General features: G+C 67.9%; 13 protein-coding genes. 7 read left to right on the top strand and 6 right to left on the bottom strand.

Annotation, left to right across the window (positions count from 1 at the left end):
- Positions 1-102: 102 nt before the first annotated feature.
- The 6 genes from INQ41_RS08910 (at position 103) to INQ41_RS08885 (ending at position 18,060) form a co-directional block, all read left to right on the top strand.
- Positions 103-13,014: a non-ribosomal peptide synthetase/type I polyketide synthase gene (locus INQ41_RS08910; RefSeq protein WP_193983772.1), complete on the top strand. Its 12,912-nt coding sequence runs from the start codon at positions 103-105 to the stop codon at positions 13,012-13,014.
- A gap of 179 nt (positions 13,015-13,193) precedes the next feature.
- Positions 13,194-13,814: a hypothetical protein gene (locus INQ41_RS08905; protein ID WP_193983770.1), complete on the top strand. Its 621-nt coding sequence runs from the start codon at positions 13,194-13,196 to the stop codon at positions 13,812-13,814.
- Between the two features lie 176 nt (positions 13,815-13,990).
- Positions 13,991-14,716 (top strand): alpha/beta hydrolase family protein, encoded by a 726-nt coding sequence (locus INQ41_RS08900; protein ID WP_193983768.1) that lies wholly within the window; start codon positions 13,991-13,993, stop codon positions 14,714-14,716.
- Positions 14,713-15,621 (top strand): glycosyltransferase family 2 protein, encoded by a 909-nt coding sequence (locus INQ41_RS08895; protein ID WP_193983766.1) that lies wholly within the window; start codon positions 14,713-14,715, stop codon positions 15,619-15,621. The genes INQ41_RS08900 and INQ41_RS08895 overlap by 4 nt, the downstream gene beginning before the upstream one ends.
- 20 nt (positions 15,622-15,641) lie before the next feature.
- The gene (locus INQ41_RS08890; RefSeq protein WP_193983764.1) at positions 15,642-16,556 is read left to right on the top strand and encodes a glycosyltransferase family 2 protein; all 915 of its coding nucleotides are present in this window, start codon (positions 15,642-15,644) and stop codon (positions 16,554-16,556) included.
- Positions 16,557-16,560: 4 nt separating this feature from the next.
- The gene (locus tag INQ41_RS08885) at positions 16,561-18,060 is read left to right on the top strand and encodes a lipopolysaccharide biosynthesis protein (RefSeq protein WP_193983762.1); all 1,500 of its coding nucleotides are present in this window, start codon (positions 16,561-16,563) and stop codon (positions 18,058-18,060) included.
- 99 nt (positions 18,061-18,159) lie between these two features.
- Here INQ41_RS08885 and INQ41_RS08880 read toward each other — a convergent pair whose 3' ends face one another.
- The 3 genes from INQ41_RS08880 to INQ41_RS08870 form a co-directional block, all read right to left on the bottom strand.
- Positions 18,160-20,472: a choice-of-anchor Q domain-containing protein gene (locus tag INQ41_RS08880; RefSeq protein WP_193983761.1), complete on the bottom strand. Its 2,313-nt coding sequence runs from the start codon at positions 20,470-20,472 to the stop codon at positions 18,160-18,162.
- 229 nt (positions 20,473-20,701) lie between these two features.
- Entirely contained in the window at positions 20,702-22,318 is a 1,617-nt protein-coding gene (locus INQ41_RS08875; protein WP_193983759.1) for a hypothetical protein, read from the bottom strand.
- Entirely contained in the window at positions 22,315-22,905 is a 591-nt protein-coding gene (locus tag INQ41_RS08870; protein ID WP_228076559.1) for a serine O-acetyltransferase, read from the bottom strand. The genes INQ41_RS08875 and INQ41_RS08870 overlap by 4 nt, the downstream gene beginning before the upstream one ends.
- Positions 22,906-23,015: 110 nt before the next feature.
- Here INQ41_RS08870 and INQ41_RS08865 point away from each other — a divergent pair, with 110 nt between their 5' ends.
- Positions 23,016-23,897, top strand: coding sequence for a YdcF family protein (locus tag INQ41_RS08865; protein ID WP_193983755.1), 882 nt, complete (start codon positions 23,016-23,018; stop codon positions 23,895-23,897).
- Here INQ41_RS08865 and INQ41_RS08860 read toward each other — a convergent pair.
- From INQ41_RS08860 to INQ41_RS08850, 3 genes are read right to left on the bottom strand one after another with little or no spacing between them, the layout of a single operon-like run.
- A complete protein-coding gene (locus INQ41_RS08860; protein WP_193983753.1) occupies positions 23,794-25,080 on the bottom strand; it encodes a glycosyltransferase family 4 protein in 1,287 nt (428 codons plus the stop codon). The genes INQ41_RS08865 and INQ41_RS08860 overlap by 104 nt on opposite strands.
- Complete coding sequence (locus tag INQ41_RS08855; RefSeq protein WP_193983752.1) at positions 25,047-26,207, bottom strand: glycosyltransferase; 1,161 nt, start codon at positions 26,205-26,207, stop codon at positions 25,047-25,049. The genes INQ41_RS08860 and INQ41_RS08855 overlap by 34 nt, the downstream gene beginning before the upstream one ends.
- Positions 26,204-26,956 (bottom strand): polysaccharide deacetylase family protein, encoded by a 753-nt coding sequence (locus INQ41_RS08850; protein ID WP_193983750.1) that lies wholly within the window; start codon positions 26,954-26,956, stop codon positions 26,204-26,206. The genes INQ41_RS08855 and INQ41_RS08850 overlap by 4 nt, the downstream gene beginning before the upstream one ends.
- Between the last annotated feature and the right edge of the window lies 1 nt (position 26,957).

The raw sequence follows: 26,957 nt of genomic DNA, 5'->3' as shown, positions 1-26,957 counted from the left end.
GGCCGCGACCCGTCTCGCTGTGCGTTTCATTTGAGTAGCAGGTTCCGTGGCGGAGACCTGACGGGCTGCAAGGGGCGCCGAGTGTCAGCAAACAGTGTCGCAATGAATCCGGATCCAGCCATTGCGATCGCAACAGCCGGCGCGTCCGCACGCACCGTGGCCTCGGTGTTCGATGCCGTATGCGCGCGCGACCCGGGTGCCATCGCGGTGGTCGACGGCGCTGTTGTACTGACCTACGCGCAGCTTGATCGGCGCGCGCACGCCCTGGCTCAGCGAATGCGCGGGGAAGGAGTCTCGCCGGGGGACGTGGTGGCCGTCGCAACGCCACGCTCAGCGGCATCGGTGGTGGCGCTGCTGGCGGTGCTGAAATGCGGTGCGGCCTATTTGCCGCTGGATCCCGGTCAGCCGCCCGAGCGCCGGGCATTCATGCTCCGCGACGCGGGCGCATCCGTGGTGCTGGTGGGGGAGGGCGGGGACAGCGGATGGCCTGCAACGGTGCAGCCGATAGCGGCTGTCCCGTGCGGGCCGGGCGAGCCTGCAACTGGCGACCGGGAAATCGCCGCCGCGCCGGCCATCGACGGCGATTCGCTGGCCTACGTGATGTACACCTCCGGGTCGACCGGGCAGCCCAAAGGCGTGGAGATCCGCCACCGCTCGATCATCCACCTGGTGTGCGACGTGGACTACATCGAGCTGGGTCCGGACACGCGCATGCTCCACGCCGCGCCCCTGGGCTTCGACGCGTCGACCCTGGAACTCTGGGGGCCGCTGCTCAACGGGGGCCGCGTCGTGGTGCATGACGAGGCCACTCCTACCGGCGCAGGCCTGGCGCGGTGCATTGCCACGCACGGGGTCACCACCGCGTGGTTGACGGCTGCACTGTTCAATGCGGTGGTCGATGAGGATCCCGCATACCTGGCCGGCCTGCGCGAGTTGTTTACCGGCGGCGAGGCGCTGTCGGTGCCGCACGTGCGGCGCATGCTGGCCGGCGCTCCACGCACGCGCCTGCACAACGGTTACGGTCCCACCGAGTGCACCACGTTCACCTGCACCTGGCCGATCCCGCACGACTTTCCCGCCAGCGCGGCGCGCGTGCCGATCGGCCGGCCGATCGGCACCACGCGCGTGCTGGTGCTCGACTCCAGCGGTGAGCCGGTGGCTGACGGTGTCACCGGCGAACTCCATGTCGGCGGACAAGGTGTGGCTCGCGGCTATCTCGGCCAGCCGGGGTTGACGGCAGAGCGTTTCGTGCCGGACAGGTTTTCTGGCGGCGGCGGGCGCCTCTATCGCACCGGCGACCTGGTCCGCTTGCGGGCAGACGGGGCGCTGGAGTTCATGGGTCGCATGGACGATCAGCTCAAGATCCGCGGTTACCGGATCGAGCCGGCGGAGATCGAGGCGGTGCTGTCGGCGCTCCCGTCGATCCGTGCCAGCTGTGTCGCCCCGTTGGCCGACAAGGCCGGACGCCAGCGCCTGGTGGCGTACTGCGTCGCCGAAGGTGATCGGTACCGCGAACCGGACCTGCGTGCGGCGCTTGCGGCCAAACTGCCGGAGTACATGCTGCCCGCGCGCTACGTCCGTGTGGACGCGCTGCCGGTGACCGCGAATGGCAAGCTGGACAGGCGCGCGCTGCCGACGCCGGACCGCAGCCGGCCCGAGCTGGCATGCGCCTATCAGCCGCCGATGGGCGAGCTTGAGGCGCGGGTGTGCGACGCGATGGCGGAGCTGCTGGACCTCGATCGGGTCGGGCGCCACGACAACTTTTTCGAGCTCGGTGGTGATTCACTGTCGGGATTGCGGCTGCTGGAGGCGATCGGGCCCGACGCGAACGGTCAGGCGATCCCCGCCACTAGCCTGTTTAGCAGCCCCACGGCCGCCGCACTCGCGCGCGCGATCGAGGCGGGTGCGGTTTCCGGAGCAAATAACGAGACCGCCGCTTCGGAAGTGACTCGCACCCCGTTTGCGCACCGACCGGCGGCGACGCTGGGTCGCGACTGTGCCGAGCCCGTCGCCATCATCGGCATGGCCGGGCGTTTTCCCGGTGCGGCGGATGTCGAAGCGTTCTGGCAGAACCTGCTGGACGGGCGCGACTCCATCACCCGATTCGGCCTGGAGGGACTGGATCCCGCGGTGCCGGAGACCGATCGCGCCGACCCGTTGTACGTGCCGGCGCGCGGCGTGATCGACGGCGTGGAGCAGTTCGACGCCGGCTTCTTCGGGATCGGCCCGCGCGAGGCCGAGCTGATGGATCCGCAGCAGCGGGTTTTCCTGGAACTGTGCTGGGAGTGCCTGGAGCGTGCCGGCCACGTGCCGGACGCGACCCTGTCGCCGGTTGGCGTGTTCGCCGGCATGTACAACGCGACCTATTTCCAGCGCCACGTCGCCGCGCACCCGGACCGGGTCGGGAAGGTCGGCGCATTCCAGGTCATGCTGAACAACGAGAAGGACTACATCGCCAGCCGGGTCGCGCACAAACTCAACCTCACCGGCCCGGCGGTCAGCGTGCACACCGCCTGTTCGACCTCGCTGGTGGCGATCTGCCAGGCCATCGACAGCCTGCGCGGCGGTCAGTGCGACATGGCGCTGGCGGGAGGCGTGGCGATCACCTGTCCGCCCCGCAGCGGATACGCCTATCAGGAAGGCGCGATGCTGTCGCCGGACGGCCATACCCGCACCTTCGACGCGCAGGCACAGGGAACGGTTTTCAGCGACGGCGCCGCGGTGGTGGTGCTGAAGCGCTTGGCCGATGCCATCGCCGATGGTGACCACGTGCATGCGGTGATCCGCGGCCGCGCAGTCAACAACGACGGCGGCGACAAGGCCAGCTTTACCGCTCCCAGCATGCGCGGGCAGGCGGCGGTGGTGTCCATGGCACTCGCCGATGCGGGGGTCGATGCGAGGTCGATCGGCTACGTCGAGGCGCACGGCACCGCGACTCCGCTGGGCGATCCCATCGAGGTGCAGGGCCTGACCTCGGCGTTTCGCGCGAGCACCGACGAGGTCGGGTTCTGCCGCATCGGATCATTGAAGAGCAACGTCGGCCACATGGTTACCGCGGCCGGCGCGGCGGGCGTGATCAAGACAGCGCTGGCCCTGGAGGGGCAGTGCATTCCGGCCAGCATCCACTTCAGCCGTCCGAACCCGACGATTGATTTTGCCGGCTCGCCATTCGTGGTGAACGCGGCGCGCAGCGATTGGCCGGCCGGTCCGGTGCCGCGTCGGGCCGGCGTCAGTTCCTTCGGGGTGGGCGGCACGAATGCCCATGTCGTGCTGGAGGAGGCGCCCGCCACGTTGCCATCCGAACCGGCCAGTGGCCCGCAGTTGCTGGTGCTGTCGGCGCGCACGCCGGCTGCCCTGGTAAGCGCTGCGAGGCTGCTGGCGGACCATCTGCGCACGCAGCCTGCGGACAACCTGGCCGATGTGGCGTGGACGCTGGCAGTCGGGCGCAAGGCCTTTGCCCACCGTGCCACGGTGGTTGCCGACGACCACGGCGCAGCGGTAAGCGCATTGCGTGCAGCAGGCACTGCCCGCGCCATCGCGCGCAGCGAACCGGCGCGCGAGCCCGGCTGCGTGTTCGTGTTCCCCGGCCAGGGCGCGACCTACCCGGGCATGGGGCGCGCTCTGTACGAGACCGAGCCTGTCTTCCGCATTGCCTTCGATGCGTGCCTCGCGGTCCTGGATGATCGTCCCGGCGACCTGTCGGGCCTGGATTTGCGCGAGCGGATGTTCAGCGACGACCCGCAGGCGCTACGGCCGACGGGCGTGATGCAGCCGGCAACGTTCGTGATCGAGTACGCCCTGGCGAAGTGGTGGACAAGCCTGGGGCTCGCGCCGGTCGCAATGGTCGGCCACAGCGTTGGCGAGTTCGTGGCCGCCACGCTGGCAGGGGTGTTCAGCCTGACGGACGGTTTGCGACTCGTCGCGCAACGGGGTCGGCTGATGCAGGCGCAACCTGCCGGCGCGATGCTTTCGGTGCGCCTGTCGCTTGGGCAACTGCTGCCACGTCTGCCCGGCGGGCTGTCGCTGGCAGCCGAAAACGCGCCTGCTGCGTGTGTCGTGTCCGGTCCTGTCGATGCGATTGCCGCCTTTCAGGCCGAACTGGAAGGCGAGGCGATCGCGTGCCGCTTGCTGGAGACCTCCCACGCGTTCCATTCCGCGATGATGGATCCGGTGGTGGAAGCCTTTCGCGCCGCGATGGACGGCGTGGAATTGGCGCCGCCAATGATCCCGCTCGTCTCCACCGCGACCGGCCAGTGGTTGGATGCCAAAGCGGCAGGCTCGACCGCTTATTGGGCGCGTCATCTGCGCGAGCCCGTGCGTTTTGCCGCCGCGCTGGAGTGCCTGCTCGCGGATCAGTCGGACCGGGTGCTGCTGGAAGTCGGCCCACGCGCGGGGCTGAGCCGTCTGTCGCGCCAGCACCCGGCCGTAAAAACGCAGGGGATCGCGTGCATCGCCTCGCTTGGGGATACGCCCGCGGCGGAGACCGCAAGCGTGCGTGTCGCTGCGGGCGAGCTGTGGGTCAAGGGGGCCGCGCTGGACCCGGCGCGCCTGGACCGGCGGCAACGCCGCCAGCGGGTGCGCCTGCCGACCTACCCGTTCCAGCGCACGCGCCACTGGGTGGATGCGGCTGTCAGCGCACCCGTCGCGTCGAAGGGGCTGGAGCGGCTCGCTCCGGAGCCGCTGTGCTCCACATTGCGTGATGCAGCGGAGTCGCACTGTGCAACAGAGACCGCCGCGGCACCGGCGGCGTCGAGCGCGCAAGCACCGCAGGTCGACGCGCACGCGCGCGACCTCGCCGGACGGCTCAACCAGGTGGTGGAAGAGGTGGCGGGTTTCGACCTGGCCGACAGCGATGCGTCGATGAACTTCATCGAGCTCGGGCTGGACAGCCTGATGCTGACGCAGGTGGCCTTGCAGCTGCAGAAAACGTTCGCAGTGAAGATCACCTTCCGCCAGCTGATGAGCGACTGCGCGAGCCCGGAGCGTCTGCTGGCATGGCTCGAGGCGAACCTGCCCGTCGCGAGCCCGCTGGCCGCGAGCCGGCCGGCAGAGGCGCCCCTCGTACCTGCGACGACCTTGGCGGTTCCCGCACCCGCGCCGGTCGGCGCGATCGTCGTCGACCAGCAAAGCGGGGCGCTCATCACCCCCGAGCCACCGGCGCACGTCAGATATGACGTAAAAAAGGCGTTTGGTGCGATTGCAAGGATCGATACCGGCGCCGGTTTCGTCCCCGACGCTGACCAGCAGCGGCATCTGGAGCGCTTTATCCAGCGCTACGTGGCGCGCACCCGAAACTCCAAAGAGTACGCGCGCCGCCACCGCCCGCACATGGCCGACCCGCGGGTGGTCAACGGCTTCCGCCCGCTGCTGAAGGAGATCATCTACCCGATCGTGATGGAGCGCTCGCGCGGATCGCACCTCCAGGATCTGGACGGAAACGACTACGTCGACGCGCTCAACGGCTTCGGCATGAGCCTGTTCGGCTGGCAGCCGGACTTCGTGCTGGACGCGGTGCGCGGGCAGCTGGACCTGGGCTACGAGATCGGACCCCAACACCCGCTCGCCGGCGAGGTGGCGCAGCTCGCCTGCGAGGTGACCGGACATGACCGCGCCGCCCTGTGCAACACCGGATCGGAGGCCGTCCTGGGCGCCCTGCGCATTGCCCGCACGGTGACCGGACGGGAAACCGTGGTGCTGTTCACCGGCGCGTACCACGGGATCATCGACGAGATGATCGTGCGCGCCCACCGCACCCTGGGTGCGGTGCCGGCCGCCCCGGGCATCCTGCGCAACACTGCCGAGCACGTGATGGTGCTGGAGTACGGAACTGCGCAGACGCTTGAGATCCTGCGCACGCACGCACACACCATTGCGGCCGTGCTGGTGGAACCGGTGCAGAGCCGTCGCCCGGATTTCCAGCCGTTCGGGTTCCTGCGCGAATTGCGCGCGCTGACCAGCGAGGCCGGCGCGCTGCTGGTCTTCGACGAGGTGGTCACCGGCTTCCGTGTCCATCCGGCCGGCGTCCAGGGACTGTTGGGCATCCATGCCGACCTGGCCACCTACGGCAAGGTGGTCGGTGGCGGGTACCCGATCGGCATGATCTGCGGCAAGCGCGAGTACATGGACGCGCTCGACGGCGGCCAGTGGGACTATGGCGACGATTCGGTGCCGCTGGTCGGCGTGACCTACTTCGCGGGCACGTTTGTCCGTCACCCGCTGGCCTTGGCCGCCGCCAAGGCCGTACTGACCCACGTGCGCGAGCACGGTCACGGCCTGCAGGAGGCACTCAATGCCCGCACCGCGAGGATGGTCGGCGAGCTCAACGCCTTCTGCCGGCAGGTCGGGGCGCAGGTAGCGGTCAGGCACTTCGCCTCGGTCTGGAAGACGGTGTTCCTGGAGGACCACCCGCTGCAGGACCTGCTGTTTGCGACGATGCGCAGCCGCAGTATCCACATCCTCGACAACTTTCCCTGCTTCCTCACCACCGCTCACAACGATGCCGACTGTCAGCGCATCGTGGAGGCGTTCAAGGCTGGCATCACCGAATTGCAGGAGGCTGGGTTTCTGCCGCGGCCGGCGGATGCGGGGAAGGTGCGCGTGGCGCCCACCACCGAGCCCCAGCGCGAGATCTGGCTGGCCAGCCAACTGGGTACGGACGCGTCATTGGCGTTCAACGAGTCGATGACATTGCGGCTGCAGGGCGCGCTCGAGCGCGACGCGTTGCAGCTCGCTCTGAGTGAGCTGATGGCGCGGCATGACGCGTTGCGTGCCAACGTCTCGGCGGACGGCGAAACCCTGCGCATGCCGGGTCACGTCGACCTGGCGCTGGACTGGTACGACCTGGCAGGCATGGACGGCGCGGAGCGCGCGGCGACGGTCGCGGAGCGCCAGCGGCTGGCGGTGGAGACCCCGTTCGACCTGTGCAGCGACTGCCTGTTCCGGGCCGAGTTGCTGCGAGTGGCCGACGCGGAGCATCTGCTGCTGCTCACCGCCCATCACATCGTTTGCGATGGCTGGTCATGGTGGGTGCTGGTGCGTGAGCTGGGCAGCCTTTACGCCGGATACAGCGGCGCTCCCGCGCAGCCCCTGCCGCCGCCGGAGAGCTTCGCCGATTACGCCATCGCGCTTGCCGGCGATCCGGACCCTGCGACGGTTGCGGCGGACGAAGCGTACTGGCTGTCGCGATTCGCCGATGGAGCGCCCGTGCTGGAGCTGCCGCTGGATCGGCCGCGCCCCTCCCGCCGCAGCTACGCCGCCGCGCGGGAAGACCATGTGCTTGATGCGCCGCTGGTCGAGGCCATCCGCGCGCTGGGCGCCCGCCGCGGGGCGAGCCTGTTTGCGACGTTGCTGACCGCCTTTGCCGGACTGCTGTCGCGCCTGAGCGGGCAATCGCAGGTGGTGGTGGGGATCCCCGCCGCCGGACAATCGGTGGACGGCCACGACAACCTCGTCGGCCATTGCGTGAACGCGCTGCCGCTCCTGTTCGCGTTCGACATGGCGCAGCCCGCGTCCGCTGCGATCGACGACACCCAGTGCCTGCTGCTGGATGCGCTCGAGCACCAGCGCTACACGTTCGGAACCCTGCTGCGAAAGCTGCGGATCGACCGTGATCAATCCCGGCCGCCACTGATCAGCGTGATGTTCAACATCGACCAGGCGCTCGGGCTCGAGGGTGACACCCTGCCGGGGCTGAGCCTGGACTTCTCCACGAATGCGCGGACGTTCGAGAATTTCGAGCTGTTCGTCAATGCGGTGCAGGTGCGCGGCGAGTTGCGGCTGGAATGCCAGTTCAACCGAGACCTGTTCAATGCTTCGACGATCCACCATTGGATGGGCTACCTGCGCACGCTGTTGCAGGCGATGGTCGGGGACGGCGAGCAGGCGCTGGGCCGCTTGCCGCTGCTTGACCAGGCGCAACGGCAGCAGGTGCTGCAGCGATGGAACGACACCCGTACCGACTGGGCGGGCGACCTGTTGGTGCATCGGCTTTTCGAGCAGCAAGTGGACCGGACACCGGATGCCGTCGCGGTGTCGTTCGGATCGCGGCAACTCGACTACCGGACGTTGAATGCACAGGCCAATCAACTGGCGCACCACCTGCGGGACCTCGGTATTGGCCCGGACCAGCGGGTGGCGCTGTGCCTGGAGCGTGGTCCCGAGCTGGTGATTGGCTTGCTGGCAGTGCTCAAGGCCGGGGGTGCGTACGTCCCGCTGGACCCGGGTTATCCGCCGGCGCGGCTGAAGTTCATGCTCAAGGACAGCCAGTGCCGGGCCGTGCTGACGCAGGCATCGCTCCGCCCCGTGCTCGCCGCTGCCGGCACTTCCCTGCCGCTGCTGAACCTCACCGCCGCGGTGCGCGCCTGGGACGGGGACTCGGCGACCAACGTGTCGCAGCGGGACAGCGGTCTCGAGCCCGGCAACCTGGCGTACGTGATCTATACCTCCGGCTCCACCGGCACGCCCAAAGGCGTGATGCTCGAGCACGCGGCAGTGTCGAATTACCTGCACTGGGCCATGCGTGCCTACGCGCCTGCCCATGGGGCGGTGGTGTCCTCGTCGATCGCGTTTGACGCCACGGTTACCAGCCTGATCACGCCGCTGCTGTGCGGGGGAACGGTGCGTCTGCTTGCCGAAGGTCAGGAGGTGGACGGGCTGGTCGACGCCGTGCAGGACCCGCGCGGTTGCGGGCTGGTCAAGATCACGCCGGCGCATCTGGAAATCCTGGGGCGGCGGCTGCAGGCCAGCGGCGCCCGGAGCCACGTGGGTGTGTTTGTCGTGGGCGGCGAAGCGCTACCGGTATCCACCGTGCAGCTGTGGCGCGAGATCCAGCCCGGCGTGCGCATCGTCAACGAGTATGGACCGACGGAGACTGTCGTCGGCTGCTGCGTGCACGAGACAAGCGGCGAGCTGGAGAATGGGTCAAGCGTCCCGATCGGTCGACCGATTGCGAACGCGCGGATGTACATCCTGGACGGCTGCGGTCAGCCCGTGCCGCCGGGCGTGACCGGTGAGCTGCATATCGGCGGGGCCGGGGGGGCGCGCGGTTATCTCAACCGTCCGCAGCTGACCGCCGAGCGCTTCGTGGATGACCCGTTTGACGACCGACCCGGTGCGCGGATGTACCGCACGGGTGACCTCGCACGCTGGTTGCCGGACGGCTCGATCGACTTTCTTGGCCGGAACGATGGCCAGGTCAAGATCCGTGGCTACCGGATCGAGCCGGCCGAGATCGAGGTCGCCCTGGGGCGCCACCCCTCGGTGGCCCAATCGACGGTGGTGGCCCGGGAGGATCGCCCCGGTGATGTGCGCCTGGTCGCCTACGTCGTGGCGGCGCCGGGCAGTCGCATTGAGCCGGCCGCCCTGGCCGCGCATCTGGCAACGACGCTGCCCGGGTACATGGTGCCGCAGCATTTTGTGGTGGTGGAGGCGATCCCGCTTACGTCCAATGGCAAGGTGGACCGGCAGGCATTGCCCGCGCCGGCAAACGATACCGCCTCGCTGCCGGACAACGAGCCGCGCAGCGAACTGGAAAGCGGCGTCGTGGCGGCGATGGCCCAGGTGCTGGGCCTGCCGGATCTCGGGATCCACGATGACTTCTTCGCGGTGGGCGGTCATTCGCTGCTCGCCGCCCAGCTGACGACCCGGCTCACCGCAGAGCTGGGGGTGCGGGTGAGCCTGCGCTCGGTGTTCGACGCACCGACCGCGGCGCGACTGGCCGCACTGATCGCCACCCTCCAGAACGAAGGCCAGAAGCCGCAACGCCCGATCCAGCCTCGCGCGGACCAGACCTTTGCGCCGCTGTCGGTGATGCAGCAGCGGCTGTGGGTGATGGAACAGATGGAGCCGGGCCGCGTGGTGTACAACGCGCCGTCCGCCCACAGGCTGCATGGGGATTTCGACGAGCCGGCGTTCCAGCGCGCCTTCGCCGAGATGGTGCGGCGCCAGGCGGCCTTGCGCACGGTCATCGTCGCCGATGGGGACACAGTGGTGCAGCACGTGCTGGACCATGTCGATGCGGCGCTGCCCGTGGAGGACCTGACCGCCCTGGCCGACGATGCACAGTTCGCCGAGCTGATGCACCGGATGGAGGCGATGACCGCCGCGCCGTTCGAGTTCCAAGGCGGGTTGCTGTTCCGCGCGCGCCTGTTCCGGCTGGGTCCGCAGGATCACGTGCTGTACTTCATGACCCACCACATCATCTGGGACGGCTGGTCCTTCGACCTCATGTACGCCGAGATGGCTGCCCTCTACGAGGCCTTCAGCCAGGGGCGCGCGTCGCCCTTGCCCGAGCTTTCGGTCAGCTATGGGGACTTCAGCCAATGGCATCTGGACTGGCTGGACGGAGCCGAGCTGGCGGCGCAGTTGGCGTACTGGAAGCAGCACCTGGACGGTGAACTGGAACCTCTGGAGCTGCCGCTCGACCACCCACGGCCGGCAGAGGCGTCAGGTCTGGGCGGTACCGAGTGGAACCATGTGGCGCCAGCGCTGACCGACGCGGTGCGCCATGTCGGTGCGCGCGCGGACGCCACCTTGTTCATGACCCTGCTGGCCGCGTACTACGTACTGTTGCACCGGCTCACCGGGCAGCGCGATCTGGTGGTTGGCCTGCCAGTGCGCAACCGCAGCAGCCAGTCGCTTGAGCCCGTGATGGGGCTGTTCGTGAACGTGTTGCCCTTGCGGCTGCGGATCGACCCCGAGCACAGCTTCATCGCCGTGGTGCGCCAGGTGAGGCAGGCAGTGCTGGATGCTTTCGCCTACCCCGAGGTGCCGTTTGAGCACCTCGTGCGTGAGCTGGACGTCGCCCGCGACCCCAGCCGATCACCGATCTACCAGGCCCTGTTCTCGTTCCAGGACGCGCGCCAGCGCCCGACACGCTGGGGCGGACTGCGACACGAGCACGTGCTGCTGTTCCAGAAAGCGGCCGCCAACGACATCGGCATGTGGTTCCTGGAGCATGGCGAGGGCCTGTCGGGTGGCCTGACCTACAACGCCGACATCCTGGAGGCAGGATCGGCCGTTTTGATCAATCGCCGCTATCAGGCGCTGCTGCACTCGGTGTGCCGCGACGCTTCCGCGCCGGTGGGCGATATCGGCATTCTCGACAGTGGCGAATTGCGGCAGTTGGCCGACTGCAATGCCACCGCCACCGAGGGTCCTGCGTTCGGCACCCTGCACGCATGGCTGGACGCGCAGGCCGCGGCGACGCCCTCGCGCACGGCGATCCGTTTTGCCGGCCTGGATACGACCTACGCGGCGCTGAACGACCGAAGCTCGGCCCTTGCGGCGCGGCTCGTCGTCCGTGGCGTGGTCCACGGCTCACTGGTCGGGATATGCCTGGAGCGGTCGGTGGATCTGGTTGCCAGCATGATCGCGGTGCTCAAGGCGGGTGCGGCTTACGTGCCACTCGATCCGGCTTATCCCGCGGACCGCCTTCGTTTCATGGCCGAGGATGCCGGCCTGGCGCTGGTGATCAGCCAGCAAAGCTTGGTCGACGCGCTCGGATGGCCGCGCGAGAACCAGTTGCTGGTGGATACGCAGGACGAGGCGCTCCACGGCGTCCCTGCCCCGGTAAACGGATCAACCGGGACCGTCAACGGGGAGTCGCTTGCGTACGTCATCTACACCTCGGGCTCCACCGGCAGGCCCAAGGGCGTCAAGGTGTCGCATCGCGCGGTGCTCAACTTCCTGCTCAGCATGCAGGAGCGGCCCGGCCTCGGGCCGCAGGACCGGCTGCTCGCAGTCACCACCACCTCCTTCGATATCGCCGTACTGGAGATCTTCCTGCCGCTGGTCAGCGGGGCGAGGGTGCTGCTCGCCAGCCGTGAGACCGCCACCGACGGATTCGCCCTGCGCCGTCAGCTGGAGGAGGAGAACGCGACGCTGATGCAGGCAACGCCGTCCACGTGGCGGATGCTGCTTGGCGCCGGCTGGAGGCCGCCGTCCGGGTTCCGGATACTGTGCGGCGGCGAGCCGATGCCGCCGGACCTGGCGTCGCGGCTGGTTGAATTTTCCGATGACGTCTGGAACCTGTACGGGCCGACCGAAACCACGGTGTGGTCGACCTGCTGGCGGGTGGGCGCACTGGACCGCGGCATTCCCATCGGCACGCCGATCGCCAACACGACGGTGCAGATCCTGGATGCCCGGATGCGCCGCTGCGCGTTGGGCGTGGCCGGGGAAATCTGCATCGGTGGGGCCGGTGTCGCGTCGGGTTACCTCAACCGGCCGGAGCTGACGGCCGAGCGCTTCGTGGATGATCCCGAGCCCGCCGGTCACCGCAGTGCCGGCCTGGGGGACGCGGTTCCCGCCAAGCTCTACCGCACCGGAGATCGCGGCCGCTGGCGCACGGACGGGCAGCTCGAGCACTTGGGTCGCCTGGATTTCCAGATCAAGCTTCGCGGCCACCGCATCGAGCTGGAGGAAATCGGCAACAACCTGCTGACCCATCCGTCGGTCGCGCGTGCGACCGTGATTGCGCGTGAAGACCGGCCCGGGGACGTCCGGCTGGTGGCCTACGTGGTTCCCGCTGCCGGCGCAGCCATCGTGCCGCGGGACCTGCTCAGCCATCTGCGCCGATTCCTGCCCGATTACATGGTTCCCCAGCATGTGGTTGAACTGGCGGCGCTCCCCCTGCTGCCGAACGGCAAGATCGACCGCCACTCACTGCCTGCGCCTGCCACGTCGGGCGGTGCAGAGGCACCACCGGCGGCGGGGTCGGACCCCGCGTATGCGTACCTGCAAGCGCTGTGGAGCGAATTGCTGGAAACGCGCGTGGGGCCCAGCGACAACTTCTTCGACCTCGGCGGGCACTCGATGCTTGCGGTGCAGATGGCCAACCGTGTTTCACGCGAGACCGGCGTCCGCCTCAAGCTCATGCGGCTGGCAACGCAGACGCTGGGCGAAATTGCAGCGGACACGCCCGAGCTCGCCGCCAGGCTGTCCCCTCCGGGCATGCGCAAACGATTCACGCGTGGACTGACGCGACTTTTCGCGCGGGCGAGGGATCCGGCGTGATGATGGACGCCTTCTACTTTGGGGAAACGCGGCGGCCCCTGTTTGGGGTCCTGCACCGGCCGGCAAGACCCATCAGGTCGCCGCTGCTGATGTGTCCGCCGCTGCTGCAGGATGGCATCCGCAGCCATCGGGTCCTTCGCGCCATCGCTGAGGGTCTGGCTGGCGCGGGCGCACACGTCATGCGATTTGACTGGTACGGCACGGGCGATTCGGGAGGAGACACCGGAGAACTGACCCTCGCCGGCCTGCTGCTCGATCTGGGCGAAGCCCTTGCGATGCTCCGCCCGCTGGCCGGCAGGGCCGGCTGCCGCTGGCTGGCGCTTCGAAGCGCGGCGATTCCTGTGCTGGTGCATGCATCGGAGCAGTCCGAGCCGGTGGACCTGGTCCTGTGGGATCCGACCCTGTCGGGCGAGCAATTGGTGGGCGAGTGGTCGGAGCAGCACCGCAAGCAGTTGGTCGAAGCGGGGCGCTACCCGATGGGGCATGGTGTTGCGCATACCGATGAACTGCTGGGCTTTGCGGTGGATCCGGGATTGCTGTCGGCCATCGCCACATTCGACGCCGGCCAAGTGACACTGCCCGCGGGCAGTCGCGTGACCATGGCAGCGTGGAAGCCCGGACCCGCGCACGAGGGTTTCGTCGAGCGCCTTCGCAGCACGGGAGTTGCCGTGGAGTGCCGGACCTTCGAGGTCGACGACCGTCCCTGCTTTGAAGACCCGCACCGGTTTGAGACCCAGGCGTATCCCAGGCGCAGCGCGGCACAACTGGTGAACTGGCTGACGGGTGAGGACGCGCCGTGAACCACGTCATCCTCGAACCGGCCTGCGAACCAGCGGATCGGTCCCGCAATGGCCGCGACCCCATCGGCCGGCGATCGAACGCGCTTGGCGAGAGCGTCCGGCAATTCGGCCCGGGCCTGGTGGGCATCCTGCATGTCCCTCCCGCGGGTGTTGGCACGCGTACGGCGGTGGTGCTCATGAATGCGGGACTGGTGCACCGGATCGGGCCCTTCCGCGGCTATGTCCTGTTGGCCCGGGCGCTGGCGGCACTCGGTTTTGCGGTGCTGCGCTTTGATCAGGGCGGTCTGGGCGACAGTGCGGCCTCAACGCTGGGTTCGACCGAGCGCAGGCGCGTGGAGATCGATGCCGCGATCGAGATGCTGCGCAGCGAAACAGGCACTGATCGCTTTATCGTGGGCGGGATCTGTTCCGGCGCCGATGACGCGTTCCTGCTGGCGGGCCTGGACCCGCGGATCTCCGGGGTGATATTGCTTGATGGCCTGGCCTACCGGACCCCCGGATTCTGGCTGCGGCACCTGGTCCGGAAACTGCGCGCGCCGCATGCATGGCGAACGCTGCAACGCCACCACTGGCTGCCGGGCGTGGACCTTTACCGCGAGCACCCTGCGCGGACCGCCGCCGTGCAGCAACTGCAGCGCCTGGTCGAACGCGACGTCCGCATCCTGTTCGTCTTCACCAGCGGCAGTTCGCATTACTTCAACCATTGCAGGCAGTTGCGCGCCGGCCTTGGAAACGCCGCGGCGGCTGCGCAGGTGACGCTGGAGCATTGGCCGGACTGCGACCACACCTTCTTCCTGCAGTGCGATCGCCAGCGCCTGCAGCAGCGTGTGCTGGCCTGGGCGCAAAGCGAATTCCCCCGCATCAACGCCGCGCCGATACCGGTCGCGAGTTCGGCTCCGTGAACGAGTCCGCTCCACTCGTCAGCGTCATCATGCCCGTGTACAACGGCGAGCGGTTCTTCGAGGCCGCGCTGCTCAGTGCGCTCGAGCAGGATTTCGATGATTTCGAGATCGTCGTCCTCGATGACGGCTCGACCGACCGCAGCACGGCGATCGGCCGGACCTACGCCGCGGATCATCCCCGTCGCGTCCGCTATTTCCGCCAGGCCAACGGCGGGTTTTGCAGCGCCCGCAATGCGGCTATTGCGCACGCTCGCGGCCGCTACCTGGCGTTACTGGACGCGGATGACCTGTGGATGCGCCACCACCTGGCAAATGCGGTCGCGGCGCTGGAATCCACGCCTGGCACGGCACTGGTGCATGCAGATGTGCGCTTTATCGACGAGCACGGCGCCGTCCTGGCGGACCACCGCGATCCTGATCGCTGGGCCAAGTGGGGGCACGACCCGTTCACCGCCATCCTGTTGCGTTACGAGCACGTCGCCTGCACGACGGCGGTGTTTCCGCGCGATCTGGCACTGCAGCTGGGCGGGTTCGATGTGCGCTACACAGGCCTGGGGTGTGAGGATCGCGACATGTGGTTGCGCCTGTCGCTGCAGGGCCGCGTGACGCACCTGAGCTATCACGCGGCGGACTACCGAGTGCACAGCGGCGGGGTGAGCCGCCACTCCGACCGCATGCTGAAGGCCCGCCGGCTGCTGGTGGACCGGATGCTTGAGTTCCCCCAGGGCAGGCGCCTGCGCCGGCCGGCGCTGTCGGCGGTGGCTCTGAGCGAAGCCGAGGAAGCCGATTGCGGGCCGATACGACAGGTGAATGCGTACGCGCGCGCCATCTGGCTGCGACCGATAGACCCACGGGCGTGGCGCGGCGTCATGCGCGCGCTGTGGGACGTGGCAGCGGTTCGATGAGGATCGACGATCGAGGGGCGATGAACGTGATCAGCGTGATTATTCCGACCCACAACGGGGGGGCGCGGATCGGCCGGGCGGTCGAGTCGGCATTGGCCCAGGACCATCCGGCAGCCGACACCGAGATCGTCATCATCGACGACGGCTCCAACGACGAGTCGCGCGCCGTCCTCGAGCAACTGGCAGCGCAATACCCGCAGCAAATTGTGCTGCGCCACCAGGCCAACGCGGGGCCAGCTTCGGCGCGCAACCATGGAATGCGCATCGCCCGGGGTGAGTTTTTTGCGTTTCTCGACGATGACGACTATTGGGCGCCATCCAAGCTGAGCCGCCAGGCCGGGCTGCTGGAAAGCCGGCCGTCGTGCGGCCTCGTGTACTGCGACGCGGTGTTCGTGGATGAGGACGGCAGCGAACTGATTGGCTACCCGCGCACGATGGGCCTGCATCGCGGCGATGTACGCCTTGCCCTTTATCTGGACCAGTTCTTGATGCCGACCGCCGTGATGATCCGGCGGAGCTGCATCGAGCGATGCGGGGATTTTGATGAAGCCCTGGCGGTCGGGGAGGATTACGAGTTTTTCCTGCGCATCAGCGAGCGCTACGAATTCGACTTCATCGCCGAACGGCTTACCTATCGGGTGGTACGGCCCGGGAGCCTCAGCCGCATCGATTATTCCCTGGATGCGAGAACCGACCTGGCGACGTTGCGTGCCTTCATCGCACGCAATCCCGACATCGCCCGGCAGCATCCCGACAAAGTCCGCGCCAGGCTGGGCGACTATCACATCGAGTTTGCGAACCGGCTCTTCCGCGAGCTGCGGATCCGCGAAGGCGCTGTGCAGTGGAGCAGGGGATTTCTCGCGTATCCGCGGTTGCGGCCGTTGAAATCATCGATCGGAGCCATCGTCCGCGGTGCGCTGGACACCAGCGGCTAGTTCGATGAGGCGGGGACCACAGCGCTCGACAGGCCTGGAAGGCATCGGCACCCATTACCGTCGCTACGCGATGGGCAACGTGATGGCGTTGGCAGCCGGCCTGCTTTCCTTCCCGATACTGACCCGGACACTGAGCAATTACGAGTTCGGGGTCATCGGATATCTCGATGCGATCCTGCTGGTACTCGCTGCGGCGTTGAAGCTCGGCCTGGGCGATGCGCTGCTGCGTTTCTATCCGCACGGCCAAGGGGAGGCCGCGTTCCGGACATACCTGGCCAGCATTCTGCTGGTGCCGTTGCTGGCCTCGCTGGCGATGTGGCTGGTGCTCATGCTCGGACTGGCCGTGTCCGTCGCGCTTGGCTGGGTACCGCAGGGGGTTGCCGCGTTGCTCGCGCTTGCCGCCGTTCCACTCACCGTATTCGCCAGCTACGTGCAGTGGCTGATGGGCGCGCAGGAGAAATCCGGCGTCAACGTCATCACCGGAACCGCCGCACGCTGGTTGCAGACCCTGTGCGTGGTCACCCTGGTCCTGATGCTGTGGCCGAGCGCCACGTCGGTGTATCTGGGCCGGCTGCTTGCCGCGGCCGTGATGGCGGTATGGATGGGCCGCTGGTTATGGCAGCAGAGCGCGTTCAGCCTGAAGGACGCGGACCTCAAGCTGACCCGGTCGGCGATTATCTACGGCATTCCGCTGGCCCTCAATGAAATCTCCCAGATCCTGTTCGGGTTCGTCGATCGCCTGGTGTTGAAGGCGGTGCAGGGCGACATGGAAGTGGTGGGTCTGTACGTCATAGGTTCATCGCTGGCGATGTACGTCAGCATGCTGGTCAGTTCGGCCCTGGGCCAGGCGTATACGCCGGTATTGAACCGCCTGTACATCAGCGAAGGTGCGCAAGCGGTTGCACAGTTCAAGCAGCGGATGCTGGTTCCGCTGACGCATGCGGTGGTGCTCCTGGTCACCGGGCTGATCGTGACCGGGCAGGATTTCTTCATCCTGGTGGCTGGATCGGACAAGCAAGGCTCTGCCCCCGTTTTCGTGATGCTTTCGGTGACCTTTCTCGGGGCGACGCTGTTTGCCATGGGTGGCTACGGGGCCATCCTCGCAAAGCGCACCGGGCTGGTACTGATCGCGAATCTGGTCGCGGTCACCGTCAAGATCGGCATGAACTTCCTGCTGATACCCGGTTCGGGCGTCATGGGAACGGTCTACGCCACCATGATCGGACAGGTCGTTCTCGCAGTCGGCATCTACGTCACCTGCCCGGCAGATCTGCGCGTCATGCCTGGCCGAAGGGTGCTGTTGCAGTCGGTAGCGCTGGCACTCGCCAGCGGGACGGCGGCGTGGGCCCTGGGGCAGGCGATGGGTGCACAGCCGCCCGTGCTCAGGCTGGCGGTGTGCGGGTCGGTGCTGATGGTGCTGTACTGCGCGCCGGTGCTGGTCATGTTCCCCGGTTTGCGGCGATGGATCTCCGGGGCATTGCCGTTCCGCGGTCAGGCCCTTTGAAACGGTCGCCTGGAATTCAGCGGATCGACCTGCCACTCCATGAAAAATGGGCGCCCCCGGAGGAGCGCCCATCATTGTCTCAATCCGATCTTCGATGCCTTACTGGGCAGCGAAGTTGGCGTATGCCGAGACCGTCTCCCGCTGGCTGGTGGCGTCGGAGCGAACACTGTAGCTGCCGACATCGGAGGCGGCTCTGCCCAGGCTCAACCGCCCGTTGGCGTACCCGCTGGCCGACGTGAGGGCGGCCACCTTGGCGATTCGACCATTGGGCCGGGTTACGTTGAAGATCACGCGCGCGCCCCTGACCGGAGTCGATCCTTTGAGCACCCGCGCGGTCATCGTCACGCGATCGCCGCGGTTGTAGACGGTCTTGTCCACGGTGACGGTCTGGGTGAAGCTGCCGGCGACCGGCGGCGTGGGAACACTCGCGGCGGAGACGGTGTAGGTCGCGGACGCACTGGCGGTGTGCGCCTGACCCACCGCGCTGCTGACGCCCGCGCCGATGCCATAGCTGCCGGCCTTGGCGGCCGTCGGCGAGGTCACCGCCAAGGTCGTCGTAGCGGTCTTGCCCGGTGCGATCGCCAACGAGGAGGCGAGCGTCCCGTTCCATCCCGACGCCACCGTCCTGGCCAACTTGAAGCTGGTGCTGGTGCAGACACTGGTGTCGTTGTTGCGTACCGAGAGCGTGTATTCCGCTTTGGTGCCCGCTTTCATGGCGCTGCTGGGACCGGCCAGGGTGACCGTCGGCGCCGCCCGCTGGCAGTTTGCCGGCGGGGTGACTGGCGGGGTTACCGGCGGCGTGACCGGTGGGTTTACCGGTGGCGTGGAACCTCCGCCGCTCTGTACTTCGATGGCACCGATGTCCGAACCCGCGCCCACCGGGCGCTTCTGCAGCAGGAAGTCGGTGTTGAATCCGCTGATCGCAATCGCCTTGTCGATGACCGGGCTGCCGGCCAGCGGCAGGGGATCGAAGTTGGCCATGCTGCTGTTGGTCAGCTTGGGGTCCTTGTCGCAGATGCTTCCCGGCGGACACTGGCTCTTGGTCTGCCAGACCAGGTTGCCGGCGAAGTTGGGTACCGCGTTGCCCCCATCGGCGTAGTAGGCACAGGTCTGCTCCGGCCAGCCGCTGCGGGTGGCCAGGTAGTCCGGCTTGCCGACCAGGACGTTGTTGACGATGTCCAGCTTGGTGGTGGGGGTGCCGCCGCCGGTCAGGATCAGGCAGTCGCCTTCACCGACGATGGTGTTGTGGCGGATGGTGGCACTTTGACCCGGCTGCAGTCCCACCGACACGGTGTTACCCAGCGCACGGCACTGGTCGCCGTTGAGCATGAAGTGCTTGCCGGCGAAGTAGGAGCAGTAGCCGTTGACCACCGAGTTCTCGATGAGCGTGTTGCCCTGCACCTTGAGCTGGTTGCCGGCGTTGGAGGTGGCGTACACGCGGCGGACGGTAACCGAGGTGCCCGGGGCGCCGTCCATGTAGAGCAGGTCCAGGCCATCGGAGGTGTTGTGGTGGATGAAGGAGTCCTCGATCAGCCACTGCCCGCCGGTCTTGGCCGTTCCCAGACCGTCGCCGTAGCCGCCGCCTTCCTGCGCCCAGCACGCCCACGGCTCGCCGGTCTTCCAGCGCTCGCCGCAGCCGTTCCAGGCGATCTCCACCTCGCGCAGGATGATCTGGCCGGCGTTGGAGCTGGCCGGACCGATGTCACCGTCCCAGCCAACCCAGCCATTGGCGTTGATCTTGACCCGCTCCACGGTCCAGTCGGTCAGGCCGCCGGCACGGATGCCGGTGTGGGCCAGGCCGTGGATGTTGAGGTCGTGCAGCCAGACATTGCGCGAATTGGAGGCGGCCAGTCCGGTGGAGGCCCACGGGCCGAAGGGCGCCTGATCGCGCTCGCAGCGCGCCCCGGCATTGCTGTGGCTTTCCACGCAATCGCTCTGGTCGGTGATCTCCAGGTTGCCGATCTCCACGTTGGAGCTGCCGTGCAGGTTGAGGACCATGCTCACCCGCTCGTTGCCCCACAGCTTGGGCGGGTTCTTGGCGTCCTGGCCCAGGATGCGGGTCCTGGCATTGGCCGAGGGCCCGCTGGGGACGGGCGCCATGAAGCAGTCGTACGCCCAGGCGGAGTAGCAGCGGCCGCTGGTGTCGGCCGCGCCGGGTGCGCCCCAGCCGATCATGTAGCTGCCCGAACCGATGATCAGCGTGTCGCCACCGGCGATGCGCGCGGTCTCGTTGGGCGGCAGCGCGTAGTAGGGGTGTTTCCAAGCACAGGCCTGGTTGGTACCGGAGCCGGAGTAGCGGGCATCGGCCTTGCCGGTGCACTGGGCGGCCGTGCCGCCGTCGGTTCGTACGTAGTAGGTGGTGGCAGCCTGGGCTGAGCCGATGGCGGCCAGGGAAAGCAGGAGCGGAAACATTGGTTTAAGCAATGCTCGCGCCCCGCGACGGGTCGGGGGAAGTCTTGAGGACATCTGGGGTTCCGGGCAAATGGATGAAGTGGGACTCATCCTTGTTGTCCGCCCGGGGATTATTGACATTTGACTGACGCAAATTGTCCATTGCGTCACAGTTTGGTCGGATGTCGCGTGACGCTCGTCACACGAAGGTCATGACCGGGGCGACCAAAAACGCAGTATAAACAATACCTTAACGATTCCGACCCATCTGGATGTACTCGTGAAGGTGCTTGCCCGACGCTCGAGGGCCGGCCCTGTGCATGACCGGGCTGCCGGGCAGCGGCCGGGGATCGAAATCCGCCAACGTGCTGTCCGTCAGTTCGGGGTTTTCACCGCAGATGTTGCCGGACGGGCAACCCTTGGTCTGCCAGGCGAAGTTGTCGGCAATGTGGAGGGTGGGGCGGCCGCCATCGGCGTAGTAGGCACAGGTCTGCTCGGGCCAGCCGCTGCGGGTGGCCAGGTAGTCCGGTTTGCCGACCAGGACGTTGTTGAGGATGTCCAGCTTGGTGGTGGGGGTGCCGCCGCCGGTCAGGATCAGGCAGTCGCCTTCACCGACGATGGTGTTGTGGCGGATGGTGGCACTTTGACCCGGCTGCAGTCCCACCGACACGGTGTTGCCCAGCGCGCGGCACTGGTCGCCGTTGAGCATGAAGTGCTTGCCGGCGAAGTAGGAGCAGTAGCCGTTGACGACGGAGTTCTCGATGAGCGTGTTGCCCTGCACCTTGAGCTGGTTGCCGGCGTTGGAGGTGGCGTACACGCGGCGGACGGTAACCGAGGTGCCCGGGGCGCCGTCCATGTAGAGCAGGTCCAGGCCATCGGAGGTGTTGTGGTGGATGAAGGAGTCCTCGATCAGCCACTGCCCGCCGGTCTTCGCCGTTCCCAGACCGTCGCCGTAGCCGCCGCCTTCCTGCGCCCAGCACGCCCACGGCTCGCCGGTCTTCCAGCGCTCGCCGCAGCCGTTCCAGGCGATCTCCACCTCGCGCAGGATGATCTGGCCGGCGTTGGAGCTGGCCGGACCGATGTCACCGTCCCAGCCAACCCAGCCATTGGCGTTGATCTTGACCCGCTCCACGGTCCAGTCGGTCAGGCCGCCGGCATGGATGCCGGTGTGGGCCAGGCCGTGGATGTTGAGGTCGTGCAGCCAGACATTGCGCGAATTGGAGGCGGCCAGTCCGGTGGAGGCCCACGGGCCGAAGGGCGCCTGATCGCGCTCGCAGCGCGCGCCCGCATTGCTGTGGCTTTCCACGCAATCGCTCTGGTCGGTGATCTCCAGATTGCCGATCTCCACGTTGGAGCTGCCGTGCAGGTTGAGGACCATGCTCACCCGCTCGTTGCCCCACAGCTTGGGCGGGTTCTTGGCGTCCTGGCCCAGGATGCGGGTCCTGGCATTGGCCGAGGGCCCGCTGGGGACGGGCGCCATGAAGCAGTCGTAGGCCCAGGCGGAGTAGCAGCGGCCGCTGGTGTCGGCCGCGCCGGGTGCGCCCCAGCCGATCATGTAGCTGCCAGAACCAATGATCAGCGTGTCGCCACCGGCGATGCGCGCGGTCTCGTTGGGCGGCAGCGCGTAGTAGGGGTGTTTCCAGGCACAGGCCTGGTTGGTACCGGAGCCGGAGTAGCGGGCATCGGCCTTGCCGGTGCACTGGGCGGCCGTGCCGCCATCGGTTCGTACGTAGTAGGTGGTGGCAGCCTGGGCTGAGCCGATGGCTGCGGTAGCCAGCAGCCACGTCGCCGTGCGGAGTGCCGTGCATGGGCGATGGCGACCGCGTTCGCCGGCGCTTGACCGGTGCCGCCGCCAGGTCGCGCTCACGGAGGCGATTCCACCGCGACAGGTTGTGTTCTGCGTCTTTTCTCACCGGCGTCGGGCAACGAAGTCATGCGTACCGCGGCGCCGACCACGCGCATGTGCGCCGGCACATCCTTGGTCACCGCTGTATTGGCGCCGATCACGACTCCTTCGCCGATGCTGATGTCGCCAATCACCTTCGCCCCGGCGCCGATATAGACGTTGTCGCCGATCCGCGGCCAACGGTCGGATTTCCCCGCGCCCTTGTAGCCGATGGTGACGCCCTGGGCCACGCTGAGGTTGGCCCCCGCGTCGCAGACAAGGAAGATGCCGCCAAAATGGCCAATGTACAGCCCCGGCCCGATGTTGGAATTAACCGAGATGTCGATCCCGAACACCAGTTCCATCGGCACCTTGAGCACCCGGTAAACCAGCTTGAACGGGAGCGACAGCCAGCCCGGCCTGATCGACTTTGCCCAGCGTCCGTACCGGTACAGGCAGGTGGCGATGAATCCGTAGGTGAAGCAGGCATGAAACGCTGCGGCACGGCGTCCTTCGGCGCTCTCCGCCCGGTAATAACGGCGCAGGTCCTGTGAAAGCAATTCGAACAACGGCGTCACCTGACGTTGGCTCGGGCGGTCGACCGGAGGTTCCGGCACTGGGATACCCTTGCTATTACGCACTGGGCGTCAAGCACCGGCCAAACCATGAAGCTGCTGCGATGACCTACCTCCTGTATTCGCCGCTGAGCTGGGTGCTGCTGATCGCCGCCGGCTTGCTGCTGGTGTGGACCAGGCTGGGACGGCGCGGTCGGGCCGTTGGGATCGGCGTGTGGGTGCTGGCAATGGTCCTGCTGACCCCGTGGGGCGGCAACGCGCTGATCCGCCACGTGGAGTCCGGAATTCCGGCCGGCATGGACTGTGCGTCCGCTGCGGTGGACTGGTCGGAGACCGTGCCGATCGTGCTGATGTCGGCCGGGTTCGAGACCGACCCGGCGTCGGATGACCCGTATGTTGCGCTGTCCACGGAGAGTTGGCGGCGCCTTCGAGCGGCGGTCCTGCTGTCGCGGAGCATGCCCGAAGCGCCGTTGTATATCGCCGGAGGCGGCCCCTTCGTGCTCAAGGAGTCGGCCGTGCTGTCGGCGCTGGCACGCGATTGGGGCGTCGCCCCCGCCACGCTTCACGCCGAGGACGGGTCGGCCACGACCTGGGAGAGCGCATTTGCGCTGCGCTCGATGATCGGCGGGCGCGTGCGGGTGGTGAGCTCCGCGCTGCACCTGCCGCGTTCGTTGATCGCGTTCCAGGCCGCCGGATTCCAGGCCTGCGGCCAGCCCAGCGACAGCGACTACCAGGGTCCCGGAGGCCTGGGCTATTACCTGCCACAACGCTCCGGCTTGCGGCGCTCGGAGATGGCGATCTACGAGATGCTCGGCCAGGTGCTGTACCGCTATCGTGCCAATGGGCTCGTTCCTGCGGTCCCTGCAGGGCAGGCGGGCGTATTCACGCCACCGCGTCTATCGGCAGCCCCCGGGCTTCGGCAAGGTGTGCTCCAGGAGGGGCGTCCTCCAGCAAGGTGTCGTAGAAGTCCAGCGCCGTGCGGCTGATGCCTTCCCAGCCGTAGTGCGACTGCGCGCAGCGGCGCGCCGCCAGGCCGAGCGCATGGGCGCGGGCCGGATCGGCCAGCAGTGCCAGCACCGCGTCGGCAAACGCCTGCGGCTCGTCGGCGAACAGCGCGTCATCGCCGGGTTGCAGCAGGATGCCCTCGCTGCCGATGCGCGTGGTGACGATGGCCTTGCCCAGTGCCATGGCCTCGAGCACCTTGAGGCGCGTACCGCTGCCCGCCCGCAGCGGCACCACATACACCGCGGCGTCGTGGACCAGCGGACGCAGGTCGGACACGAAGCCGGGCAGATGGACGTTGGCGGCAACGCGGCCCGGAACCTCCAGTCCGGCCGACTTGCCGACCAGTACGAACTGCGTGTCGGGTCGCACCGCGAGGATGCGCGGGAATATGTCTGCCAGGAACCATTCGACCCCGTCGCGGTTGGGGAACCACCCCATTTGCCCGACGAATACCAGTCGGTTGCCGGACGCCTGCGTGGCGGCGGGCTGATTGGCCTGCACGTCCACGCCGTTGGGCACCAGTTGCACGCGCGCACCGGGTGCCAGTGCGCGCAGCGTTTCGGCGTCGTCGTCCGAGCATACGAGTATCGCGTCGGCGCGCCGACAGGCCGCCTGTTCGAAGTCGTGCAGCCGGCTCACCTGGTGGCGAAGGAAGGCGCGCGCAAACGCACGACGTTCGATGCTTGCGCGGATCCGCAGCAACCGGTGCTCGACATTGTGGGCGTTCATCACCAGCGGGATGCCGTCTGGCACGCAATCGGCGTGGGCCATCAGCGGCAGCATGTCGACGTGGACCAGATCGGCCTGCCCGGCGCGTTCACGCAACCGCTTGCGGAATTCCGCCGAGGCGTACCGGGCCGCCAGATAAGGCGTGTTCGTCAGCGTGCCGGCAAGCAGCGCGCGCCCGAGGGCGATCGGGGAGCGCTCGCCTGGAATCGGGAATGTCTCCAGCGCTGCGAGGATGTCGCGCAGCGGGCCGGCCTGGGCGGGCTCGTCGTCGCGGCGCAGGAAGCTCATCAGGGTCACTTCATGGCGCGACGCCAGCGCCTTGAGCAGGTGCCATGAGCGCAGTTGGTGCCCCTCCGTTGGCGGGTAGGGCAGGCGGGTGGTGAGGACCAGCAGCCGCGTCATCAGTGCCGCTTCCACAGTTGCGATGGCTGCCATGCCACGAACGCGGGCAGCGCCAGCAGGGCGGCCAGGTTGAGCATCAGGAAGGTGCCCGCCGCCGGCAGCAGCGGAACGCGGGCGGCCAGTGCGGGCAGGCGCAGGCCGATCGCGGCCCAGAGATAGCCCAGCACCTGCAGCGCGAACAGGCTTCGGTAGAGCGCTCCGCCCGCGACCGCGGAGGCCGCCAGCGCGACCAGCAGCGCCCATGGGACGAGCAGGCGCAGGAACTTGTGCGAGAACCACGACAGGAAAACCGGATTACGCAAGGGATGCATCAACACCGGCATCCGCGCGAGCAGCTGCCAGTTGCCCGCCAGCGTGCGCAGCTTGCGCGCAAACTCCTCCCGAACGTCGGCGCTGGGCGTGTCCAGTGCGAGTGCCCGGCGCGCCATCCACACCCGGTGCCCGCGCAGGCGGACGTGCAGGGGGAGCCACATGTCATCCAGCACCGTACCCGGGGGAAGCGGCTGGAACAGGGCGGGCCTGATCGCGTGGATGGCGCCACTGACGCCGTGCAGCCAGCCAAGGCGCGCCTCGTGGAAACGCAGGGCTTTTTCCATTCGCCAGTACAGGCCAAGCCCCTCCGCGCCGGCGCCGGCCCCCTCGCGTTGGATGACCAGTTCGCCACTGACCGCACCAACCGACGCATCGGCAAACGGCGCCACCAGATGGCGCAGTGCGCCGGGGGCGAAGCGCTGCCGGGCGTCGGTGAACACGACCAGCCCGCCGCCCATCTCATCCCTGTCGGCCATGGCCGCATTCAGCGCCGCGGCCTTGCCGAGGTGGCGCGGCAGTGATTGCACGCACACCCGGACGTCGCCGATGGCGGCAGCGAGCGCGGTTGCATCGGTGCTGCCGTCATCGACCACATGCACGCGGATCCTGTCGCCCGGATAGTCCTGGCGCAGGATGTCGCGCACGCGCCCGGCAATCCGCTGCTCTTCGTTGCGGGCGGCAACCACCACGGTCAGCGATGGCCAGCAATCTTCGGCCATCGGTTCGTGCGCGCTGGCGGCAGGGTCGCGTCCGATCCAGCGCGCGAGCGCCGCCGCCAGCAGCGGGTAGCCCGCATACGCATACGCGGTGAGGCCGATACACAGCCAGAAGACCAGCGCGGCGCTCACAGGAGCCTCGCGCGGACGCGCTCGTAGCCGTCATTGCCCAGCACCATCTTGGGCAGGCCCAGCGCCAGGTGGCGGGCGCGGGTCAATTGCGGGTACGCACCGCGCCAGGCCACGAGGCTGGAGAACTGCGCCAGCGACAGCGAGCGCGTCACCGCAATGCGTTGCCACCATCGCCCGTGCGCCAGCCGGCGGTTGGCACCGGGCACGGAACCCAACAGGTAGCGGTAGCCCAGCTCCAGGGCGATCCGCCGTTCGCGGGCGCCTCCGCGACCGCCGGGCAGCGCGATGGTGTCGACGCGCTGGCCGCTGAGCTCCTGCAGCCGCTCGCGGCTCTCGCGCAACTCGCCGATCACGCGTACCTCGTCGAGGTCGTCCAGGAAGGCGTGGCTCCGACCGTGCGAGCCGATGCCCATTCCCGCGTCCGCCAGCGCGCGAACTTCGGCGGCGGTCAACATCCCCTGCTGGCCGAGGAAGCCGGAGGTGATCAGGACGTCGGCGCACATGCCGCGCTCGCGCAGCAGCGGCAATGCGACCTCCAGGTTGGACACGTCGCCGTCGTCAAAGGTGATGACCACCTGGCCGGCAGTGTCGGGGTCCAGGTCATCCAGCCGCGTCGCCCGGTAGCCGTGTTCGAGGAGCCAGTCCAGCTGGCGGGCGAAGTCAGCGGGGCGGACGCTGTAGACGGGATCGAAGCGTCCCCGTGCCGCCGGGTCCGGATGCAGGCCGTGGTACATCAGGATCGGCAACATG

The organism is Lysobacter ciconiae (assembly GCF_015209725.1).
In the GTDB taxonomy this organism is placed as follows: domain Bacteria; phylum Pseudomonadota; class Gammaproteobacteria; order Xanthomonadales; family Xanthomonadaceae; genus Novilysobacter; species Novilysobacter ciconiae.
The sequence above is the reverse complement of the archived record's forward strand: the minus strand, read 5'-3'. Positions and strand labels throughout refer to the sequence as shown.

What these genes read in the sequence shown, in the direction of transcription:
- INQ41_RS08905 (WP_193983770.1), top strand. Translation starts at nt 13,194, where the DNA reads ATGCGATTTGACTGGTACGGCACGGGCGATTCGGGAGGAGACACCGGA.
- INQ41_RS08880 (WP_193983761.1), bottom strand. Translation starts at nt 20,472, where the DNA reads ATGTTTCCGCTCCTGCTTTCCCTGGCCGCCATCGGCTCAGCCCAGGCT.
- INQ41_RS08900 (WP_193983768.1), top strand. Translation starts at nt 13,991, where the DNA reads ATGAATGCGGGACTGGTGCACCGGATCGGGCCCTTCCGCGGCTATGTC.
- INQ41_RS08865 (WP_193983755.1), top strand. Translation starts at nt 23,016, where the DNA reads ATGACCTACCTCCTGTATTCGCCGCTGAGCTGGGTGCTGCTGATCGCC.
- INQ41_RS08860 (WP_193983753.1), bottom strand. Translation starts at nt 25,080, where the DNA reads ATGGCAGCCATCGCAACTGTGGAAGCGGCACTGATGACGCGGCTGCTG.
- INQ41_RS08885 (WP_193983762.1), top strand. Translation starts at nt 16,561, where the DNA reads ATGAGGCGGGGACCACAGCGCTCGACAGGCCTGGAAGGCATCGGCACC.
- INQ41_RS08890 (WP_193983764.1), top strand. Translation starts at nt 15,642, where the DNA reads ATGAACGTGATCAGCGTGATTATTCCGACCCACAACGGGGGGGCGCGG.
- INQ41_RS08910 (WP_193983772.1), top strand. Translation starts at nt 103, where the DNA reads ATGAATCCGGATCCAGCCATTGCGATCGCAACAGCCGGCGCGTCCGCA.
- INQ41_RS08850 (WP_193983750.1), bottom strand. Translation starts at nt 26,956, where the DNA reads ATGTTGCCGATCCTGATGTACCACGGCCTGCATCCGGACCCGGCGGCA.